This window comes from Bacteroidota bacterium, from assembly GCA_018698135.1.
Lineage (GTDB): Bacteria > Bacteroidota > Bacteroidia > CAILMK01 > JAAYUY01 > JABINZ01.
On the sequence record JABINZ010000253.1, the window covers coordinates 1 to 8,424 of the forward strand.

The following is an 8,424-nucleotide window of genomic DNA, read 5'->3' on the forward strand; positions in this document are numbered from 1 at the left end:
GGTTGCGATGGATTCTTGCATTCAGTCGATATTCATTCAGGTAAAGCAAATGAAAAGATTGATATTGGAACTTATATAGCCGCATCACCGGCCATTGAAAATGGCAAAGCCTATTTTGGAAATTATGATGGAGAGTTTATGTGCATTGACCTTGAAACTCAAAAAACACTTTGGAAAAATGCAGATGCAACGGCTTATGTAAATTCTCCTTCAATTGCTGAAGATTTTGTGGTAATTGGCTCACAGAATAGATATATGTATTGTTTCAAAAAAGAAACTGGAGCATTATTGTGGAAGTTTAAAACTTTAGGAAAAATAGAAGGCTCACCTGTTATTGCAGGAGACGAAGTCGTTTTTGGATCAGGAGATGGCAGAGTGTATCGATTGGATTTAAAGACTGGAAAGAAAATCTGGTCATACGAAATAGGAAGTCCTATTCAAAGCACCATTGCAGTTGTGAAAGATATGATTGTGGTGAGTTGTAGAGATGGAAAGGTTTATTGTTTTGAAAAGAACTAGCTGCTTGCTTCTCGTTTTTGCTTACTCGTTGATTCGATAACCAGAAACAAGGAACCAGCAACGAGAAACGAGAATATGAAGATTATAAATATTGTTCCTGGATTTGGAGGCACATTTTACTGTGGAAATTGCTTACGCGATAGTGGTTTTATCAAAACACTAAATTCACTTGGACATGATGCCATGACCCTTCCTATTTATCTTCCACTTTCAGTAGATAACAGGCAAGCTGAAACAGATGTTCCTGTGTTTTATGGTGCAGTAAACCTATATTTAAAACAACAATTCCCTTTTCTAAGAAGAATGCCTAAGGGGATGAAGAACTTCTTTAATTCCAGTTGGATTTTAAGATATGCTGCTAAAAAAGCTGGATCTACTCGAGCCAAAGGATTAGAAGAAATGACGGTTTCCATGCTCAAAGGACATGAGGGATATCAAAAGGAAGAATTGAATCAATTGGTTGACTTCATTGCCTCTGAACAACCTGATGTAGTTCATCTTTCAAATGCTCTATTATTGGGGCTGGCACACAAAATTAAAAATGAATTAAATATTAAAGTAGTTTGTTCATTGCAGGATGAAGATGTTTGGGTAGATGCAATGTCAAATAAATATCAGGATTATGTGTGGAAACTCATGGGGTACAAAGCAAAAGATGTTGATGCATTTGTAGCTGTTAGTCAATATTTTGCTGATTTGATGCAAACGAAAATGGAAATTCCTAATGAAAAACTACATGTGGTTCCTATTGGAGTTAATCCAGATCATTATAAAATCAATGAACCCAATATTGAAATACCAACTATTGGGTATTTATCAAGGCGAAATAAAGAAAATGGTTTTGAAGTATTAATCGATGCCTTTATCTTGCTTAAAAAGAATTCAGAATTCAAACAGACCAGACTAAAAGTTACTGGAGGCAAAACGTCTGATGATAAACGATTCATCAAGAAACAGCTAAAAAAACTTGAGAAAAACAACATTCTTGAAGATGTTGAATTCATAGAAAACTTCAAACAAGAAAACATGAATGACTTTTTCAAAGGCTTGACTGTTCTCTCTGTTCCTGTTTTAAAGGGAGAAGCTTTCGGCATGTATCAATTAGAATCACTGGCTTCTGGAATTCCAATTGTTCAACCTAAGATTGGAGCCTTTCCTGAGATTATCGAAAACACTAATGGAGGTGTTTTGTTTGATCCAAATTATTCCAGAACACTTGCCAGCAAACTTGAGGAAGTGCTATCGAATACCGAAGCCTTACATATCATGAGTATAAATGGACGGAAAGCGGTTGAAGAACAATACAATACCAATATCCTTACAGAAAGAATGATTAGCATTTATTCTAAGCTTTAATTTAGAAAGATGATTGAAATACAAAATTTATCAAAACAATATGAAAATGCTTCTCAAATTATTCAGGAAGTTCTTTTGGATATTAATCTTACAATTGAACTAGGTGACTCCATAGCAATTGTAGGTCCTTCAGGATCAGGAAAAAGCACGCTGCTAAATTTGATTGGAAGTTTAGATATTCCTTCTTCTGGAGATATAATGTTTGAAGGAAAAAATATCAATCAACTTAATGAAAAAGAAGTCTCTGAATTCAGAAATACTAAAATTGGTTTTGTATTTCAGCAACATCATCTCCTGCCCCAGCTTACATTGTTAGAAAATGTACTTCTGCCCACTTTGGTTTCAAACAATAAAGATGATGCCTCAAAAATTGAAATCAGGGCAAAGCAATTGTTGAAAAAAGTCGGATTGGAAGATAAAATTGATCAATCACCTTCACATTGTTCAGTGGGTGAATGTCAACGAGCTGCAGTTGTAAGAGCGTTGATTAATCAACCAAAAGTGATTCTGGCAGATGAACCAACTGGCTCTTTGGATGAACAAAATGCTTCAGAATTGGTCGATTTACTTTCTCAGATCAATAAAGATGAGAATGTTTCCATTGTTATGGTTACCCATTCATTGGAACTGGCTAGTAAGATGAAGAAAGTTTATAAGTTGTCAAATAAGAAATTAGTTCTTATTTAAATCCCAAACCACAATATACAAATGACAAATAAATCACAAGTTTCAAAAATCAAACTCCAAACAATTGTTATTTGGAATTTAGATATTGGAATTTGTTTGAGATTTATTATTTGAGATTTGATTATTATATGAAATTATCAAAACTGATACATAGAAGTTTAATATTCTACAAGAAACAGCATCTTGCTTTGCTAATTGGCACCATTATTAGTACTGCCGTTTTAACCGGAGCCTTAATTATTGGTGATTCAGTTCGAGGTAGTTTACACTCTTTAGTGGATAAAAGGTTGGGAAATACAGAATATGTTCTTCAGTCAGGAGATCGATTTGTAACCAACGAATTGGCGAATAAAATATCTGCTGAGCTTGAAATAAACTCAGCTTCCCTCCTACAATTAAAGGGAATAGCCATAAACTCAGAAACTGATACCAGAATCAATAAAGTTCAGGTTTTAGGTATTGACAATTCCTTTTGGGAGCTTTCCAATCTGGAAATAGGAGCTCCTTTAGAAGATGAAGTCTATATCAGTCAAAACATTGCTAAAAAATTAGAATTAAGTCTTGAAGATGAACTTTTGTTACGTGTATCAAATGTGGATGTTATTCCATTAAATGCTCCATTTGCTGAAGAAAAGGACGCAACAATATCTTTTCGACTAATAATCAAAAGAATTTTGTCTGATCATGAAATGGGCAGATATTCTTTACAATCAGACCAAAAAGCGCCTTTTAATGTTTTTGTAAATCAAAGCCAACTTGCCCAAACATTAGATTTAGAAGATTTAGTGAATACAATTCTTGCGGAAAAATCCGATCAGATAAATGCGGAATTACTGAACGAAAGCTTAAAAAAATCTTGGAATCTTGAGGATGCCGGTTTATTCATCAGGGAACTTAAGGATGAAAAAAAATACGAAGTTTTATCAAAGCGAATCTTTATTGATGAATCAATTGCTCTTGCATTAAATGAACTTAGTCCGATACACAAAATACTGACGTATTTGATAAATTCCATTAGAAATGACACATTTGAAACACCTTATTCTTTTGTAAGTGCAATATCAGATTATAAAGGTGAAGGGATTCATGTAAATAACTGGCTTAAAAATGATTTACACATCGAGAATGGCGATTTACTCACATTGAAATATTTTAGCATTGGTCCCTTACGTCAGCTAGAAGTAAAAGAACATTCATTCCATGAAATAGGATTCTCAGAAATTGATGATGGACCTTATCGAAAAAGCCTGATGCCTGAGTTTCCTGGACTTGCTGATGCAGGTAGTTGCAGCGACTGGAATACAGGAGTGCCAATTGATTTGGACAAAATTAGAGATAAAGATGAAGATTATTGGGATGAATTTAAAGGAACACCCAAAGCAGTTATTTCACTCGAACTTGGTCAAAAACTTTGGGGCAATAAATATGGTCAATACACTTCCTTTAGATTCGGCTTGGATCAATATTCGGAAGATGAACTAGCAGATAGTATTTTATCAAAACTTAATCCTGCTGAATTAAATCTTAGCTTTATAAATGCCAGAGGAGAAGGGAAATTGGCTGCCAAAAACTCTGTTGATTTTGGCGAACTCTTTTTAAGCCTCAGCTTTTTTGTAATTCTTGCGGGAGTTTTACTCACTATTTTACTTTTTGCATTAAACACAGCTTCCAGAAGTCAGGAAACAGCCATATTAGCTTCTATTGGTTACAGAAGAAAGAAAATACTAAAAATCCGCCTAATCGAATCTTCAGTGGTAATGGCAGTCGGCTCATTACTTGGTGTTGGTTTTGGAATTCTTTATAACCAATTGCTACTTTCAGGATTAAATTCGGTTTGGCAAGATGCTGTGAAAACAAATATGCTATCCGTTCATCTGAAAGCCTCTACACTATTGATTGGAGGCTTGAGTGGTTTGGTGATCTCATTTTTATCAATCTATTTTGTGACCAGAAATCAATTAAAACAACAGCTTGCTTCTTCACTTAAAAAACAAAATAATTCAAAGAGTAATAAGATAAATTGGTCACTTTGGATAAGCTGGACAGGATTTGCAGGAGCAATAGGACTTGTTGTTTACTCAATCATTGATGGTGTTCATTATAATGCTTCAGCTTTTCTCTTAGCTGGATTTTTAATGTTGATTGGTATTGTATTAACTGTAAACAGATTCATTGGTAAGAGAAATGAAAAAAGCAAAAACGCAAACTTTTCACTCAAATCTTTGGTTTTCAAAAATCTGGGATTGCATCAAAAAAGAAACATTGCAACCATAAGCCTTTTAGCACTTGGAACGTTCGCAGTTATCATCACAGGAGCAAACAGAAAAACCTTTTATGGTGTTGAGAATGATAATCAATCTGGCACAGGAGGATATTTATTTTGGGCAGAAACCAGTATTCCTATTTTACATGATTTAAATAGTGAGGATGGCATTGAACGATTTGGCTTAGATGATACAATCACAAAAGATATTGAATTTCATCAGATGCAAGTTGTTGAAGGAAATGATGCGAGTTGTTTGAATTTGAATTTGGTTCAAAATCCACAGATTTTAGGAGTAAATTATATAGACTTCATAAATCGCAGTTCATTTTCTTTTACAAAAGGTTTTTACTATCCATTAATTAACTCACCTTGGATGTTTTTAAAACATCATGACTCTAATAATATTTACTCAGCTATTGTTGACCAAACGGTTCTTACATGGGGTTTGATGAAAGAAGTTGGAGATACATTGTTTTATAAAGATGAGTTTGGTGAGCAAATTGGTTTTATCATTGTTGGAGCACTCGGAAATTCAATTTTTCAGGGCAATATACTTGTTTCAAATAAAGTCATTCAAAAGCATTTCCCAACTATAAGTGGTTCGAAAATCATGTTGGTTGATGGCCCTACAGAAAAGAAAATTGAAATTGAACAAATGTTGAATGAGCAGTTTATTGATCGCGGAATTGAGATCTCCTCAACTTCACAGCGTTTAGCAGAATTTAACTCAGTTACCAACTCCTACTTAACTGTATTTATGATGCTTGGAGGCTTAGGCATTTTGATTGGAACCATTGGGTTGGGAATTGTGCTGCTCAGAAATCTACAGGACAGAAAATATGAATTAGCCTTATTAAAAGCACTAGGTTATCAAAAGAATCAAATCTTCAAATTGATAATAACTGAAAACTTATTGATTCTATTTTTAGGCTTAATAACCGGAATTATTGCTGCGTTTATTGGCATATTGCCTTCACTCCTTTCTCCTTCTTTTACATTGCCATATGGTTTTGTTTTGCTCTTATTAGGATCAATATTATTAGTAGGATTCCTTAGTATTTATTTAACAGCTAAAGGTTCTCTTAAAAGGAATTATTTGGAGCATTTGAGGCGTGAGTAATAGGAATATTCCTACCACTGTCATTCTGAACGCAGTGAAGAATCTGTATTCAGAGAGAGTGCTTATTTGAGGAGAATAGATTCTTCGTTTCACTCAGAATGACAAAAGCTCATGAAATCGCATTTGAAAAGAATTCATTTACTCTCAACCCATTCAATAATCTCATCACACATTGGTCCTTTTCTAGGTGGAATTATATGCTCAAGATAACCTTTCTCATTGATCAGGTATTTTTGGAAATTCCATTCAACTTTATTATCTGAATAACCATTAAGTGACTTAGTAGTCAAATATTTGTAAAGCTCAATTTGATTTTCTCCTTTTACCGATATTTTAGACATCAAAGGAAAAGTAATCTCGTATTTCTTCTCACAAGTTCTTCGAATACTTTTGTTATTATAGGGTTCTCGATTAGCAAAATCATTACATGGAAAAGCAATAATTACTAAGCCACTGTCTTTGTAATTCAAATATAATTTTTGAAAACCACGGTATTGTGGTGTATACATGCATTTTGAGGCAGTATTGACAATCATTACCTTTTTGCCTTTCAAATCAGCAAAGGCAAATGAATCGCCATGGATATCGAGAACTGAAAATTGATAAATTGGTTTTATGTCGGTTTGAGATGAAACAATAAATGAACTTGTCAAGAAGAGCAAAGTAATCAAAAGAATAATACTAAATTTAGGAGATTGCTTCGTCCGCTGTCCTCGCAATGACATCATTGCGAACCTGAGGAAGGAAGGTGCGGCAATCTCTATATTAATTTTAGAATTAATACATTTCCTATTCATCCTTTGCTATAGCAATAATTCCTGATTGTGTTCTGAAGTAAATAATTCCTTTTGTAATTGAAGGAGTTACCAAACATAAATCACGCAAATAATTTTTTGAAATAACTTCAAATGTTTCTCCTGCTTTAATCACATAAACTTTTCCATTATCATTTGGAATATAAATCTTTCCATCTGAAGCCACAGGAGAAGCAGTAAAACTCTCTGCTTTACCCAGTTTTTCTTTATAAATCTCTTGACCTGTTTTTGCATCTAAACATTGGATATTACCATTCCACCTAAAGTTGTAAAGGTAGTCGCCATAAATTAACATGGTTTGCATATAAGCTCCACCACGAGCTATACTCCAAGCAATATAATCATTAGTGGTTTGCTCTTTTTCTAATGTGATGTCTCCAATAGCGCTTGTTTTTACTGCAAGGATAGGAGAACTTTTCCCATGAGCACTGTTAAAATAAATCAAATCATCCTTAATAATTGGAGTAGGAATTTGAATATCTCCTCCACCCGACATATTCCAAATTTCTTTCCCCGTTTCAAAATCATATCCTCCTCTGTGCTTGAAACCGTTAACAGCAATTATAGTCTTCCCATCATTTTCATAAATATTTGGTGTGCACCAGCCAGGATATTCTTTTCTTTTCTTTTTCCAAATCTCTTTTCCCGAAGCTGCGTTATAAGTGGCAATAAATGAATTATCCAACACATCGCATTGAATAATCACTACTCCTTCATGAATAATGGGTGAACTGGCAAATTCCCATTCAGCTGATTCTGCTGCAAAGAAAACAGATTTTAGGGTTCCAAAGTCCTTCGTCCATTTAAGATTTCCTTCCATATCAAAACAATATAACCCTTCAGAACCGAAGAAAGCGACAATGAAATTCCCATCTGTTGCAATGGTACTATTGGCGTGAGAAGATTTTGAATGACGTTTTTGTTTAGGAATGCCTGTATATGCAGTTTGCTTCCAAATTAATTCTCCAGTATTCTTGTTCAGGCATATGACCTGCCATTCGTGTTCCGATTCATCTTCAATCGATTCAATATTGCCATAAATACCAGCTTTGAATCCTCCTGAATCCTGTTTGCTAATTGCAGTAGTAATTAAAAGCTTATCTCCCCATATCACTGGATTACTCATACCAAGACCCTCAATATCCTTTTTCCATTTGATATTTTTGTTCTGATTTATATCCCAATAATTCGGCAAATTAGCATTATCAATAACTCCACAGGCCTTGTATCCCCTGTAGCTTGGCCATTGATCTTGGATTTGCTGTGCTTGGATAGTGAAGCTTAAAAATAAAATGAATGTGAGAAAAGCGCTGATTCTTTTGTGCATGTATTTGATTTTTGTCGATATAAAAATAGGAAAAGAATTTTGTCTTAAGCTAAAATACTTTTCATCAGCTTCATGAAAGAATCATTAATTTTGAAAATAGATTAAAACAAAGACCTATGACAATAACAAGAATGGATTCAACACCACGAATGAGTAGAATAGTTGAACAAAATGGTACAATTTATCTTTGCGGACAAACAGCAAAAGATGCTAGCAAAGATATTAAAGAACAAACTGTTACCACTCTGGAAAAAGTTGAGGAATTACTTGAAAAAGCAGGTTCTGACAAAAAGCATATTCTTTCAGTCACCATTTATGTGCGCGACATGAAAGA

7 protein-coding genes are annotated in these 8,424 nt (G+C 34.1%); 5 read left to right on the top strand and 2 right to left on the bottom strand.

Features of this window, described 5'->3' with window-relative positions; genetic code table 11:
- The 4 genes from HOG71_15745 to HOG71_15760 all read left to right on the top strand — a co-directional run.
- A partial coding sequence (locus HOG71_15745) for a PQQ-like beta-propeller repeat protein (protein ID MBT5992301.1) occupies positions 1-519 on the top strand: 519 nt, incomplete at its 5' end.
- Between the two features lie 75 nt (positions 520-594).
- Entirely contained in the window at positions 595-1,875 is a 1,281-nt protein-coding gene (locus HOG71_15750) for a glycosyltransferase family 4 protein (protein ID MBT5992302.1), read from the top strand.
- 9 nt (positions 1,876-1,884) lie between these two features.
- On the top strand, positions 1,885-2,562 hold the full coding sequence (locus HOG71_15755) for an ABC transporter ATP-binding protein (GenBank protein ID MBT5992303.1): 678 nt from the start codon (positions 1,885-1,887) through the stop codon (positions 2,560-2,562).
- Between the two features lie 128 nt (positions 2,563-2,690).
- The gene (locus tag HOG71_15760; GenBank protein ID MBT5992304.1) at positions 2,691-5,948 is read left to right on the top strand and encodes an FtsX-like permease family protein; all 3,258 of its coding nucleotides are present in this window, start codon (positions 2,691-2,693) and stop codon (positions 5,946-5,948) included.
- A gap of 134 nt (positions 5,949-6,082) precedes the next feature.
- Here the strand turns inward: HOG71_15760 and HOG71_15765 are convergent, their stop codons facing one another.
- Positions 6,083-6,673, bottom strand: a complete 591-nt coding sequence (locus tag HOG71_15765; GenBank protein MBT5992305.1) for a glutathione peroxidase — start codon at positions 6,671-6,673, stop codon at positions 6,083-6,085.
- A gap of 64 nt (positions 6,674-6,737) precedes the next feature.
- On the bottom strand, positions 6,738-8,090 hold the full coding sequence (locus tag HOG71_15770) for a PQQ-like beta-propeller repeat protein (GenBank protein ID MBT5992306.1): 1,353 nt from the start codon (positions 8,088-8,090) through the stop codon (positions 6,738-6,740).
- 116 nt (positions 8,091-8,206) lie between these two features.
- Here HOG71_15770 and HOG71_15775 point away from each other — a divergent pair.
- Positions 8,207-8,424, top strand: a 218-nt coding sequence (locus HOG71_15775) for a RidA family protein (GenBank protein ID MBT5992307.1), incomplete at its 3' end; no start/stop codon positions are given.

Coding starts and splice junctions, on each gene's coding strand:
- HOG71_15770 (MBT5992306.1), bottom strand. CDS start 8,090: ATGCACAAAAGAATCAGCGCTTTTCTCACATTCATTTTATTTTTAAGC.
- HOG71_15765 (MBT5992305.1), bottom strand. CDS start 6,673: ATGTCATTGCGAGGACAGCGGACGAAGCAATCTCCTAAATTTAGTATT.
- HOG71_15760 (MBT5992304.1), top strand. CDS start 2,691: ATGAAATTATCAAAACTGATACATAGAAGTTTAATATTCTACAAGAAA.
- HOG71_15750 (MBT5992302.1), top strand. CDS start 595: ATGAAGATTATAAATATTGTTCCTGGATTTGGAGGCACATTTTACTGT.
- HOG71_15755 (MBT5992303.1), top strand. CDS start 1,885: ATGATTGAAATACAAAATTTATCAAAACAATATGAAAATGCTTCTCAA.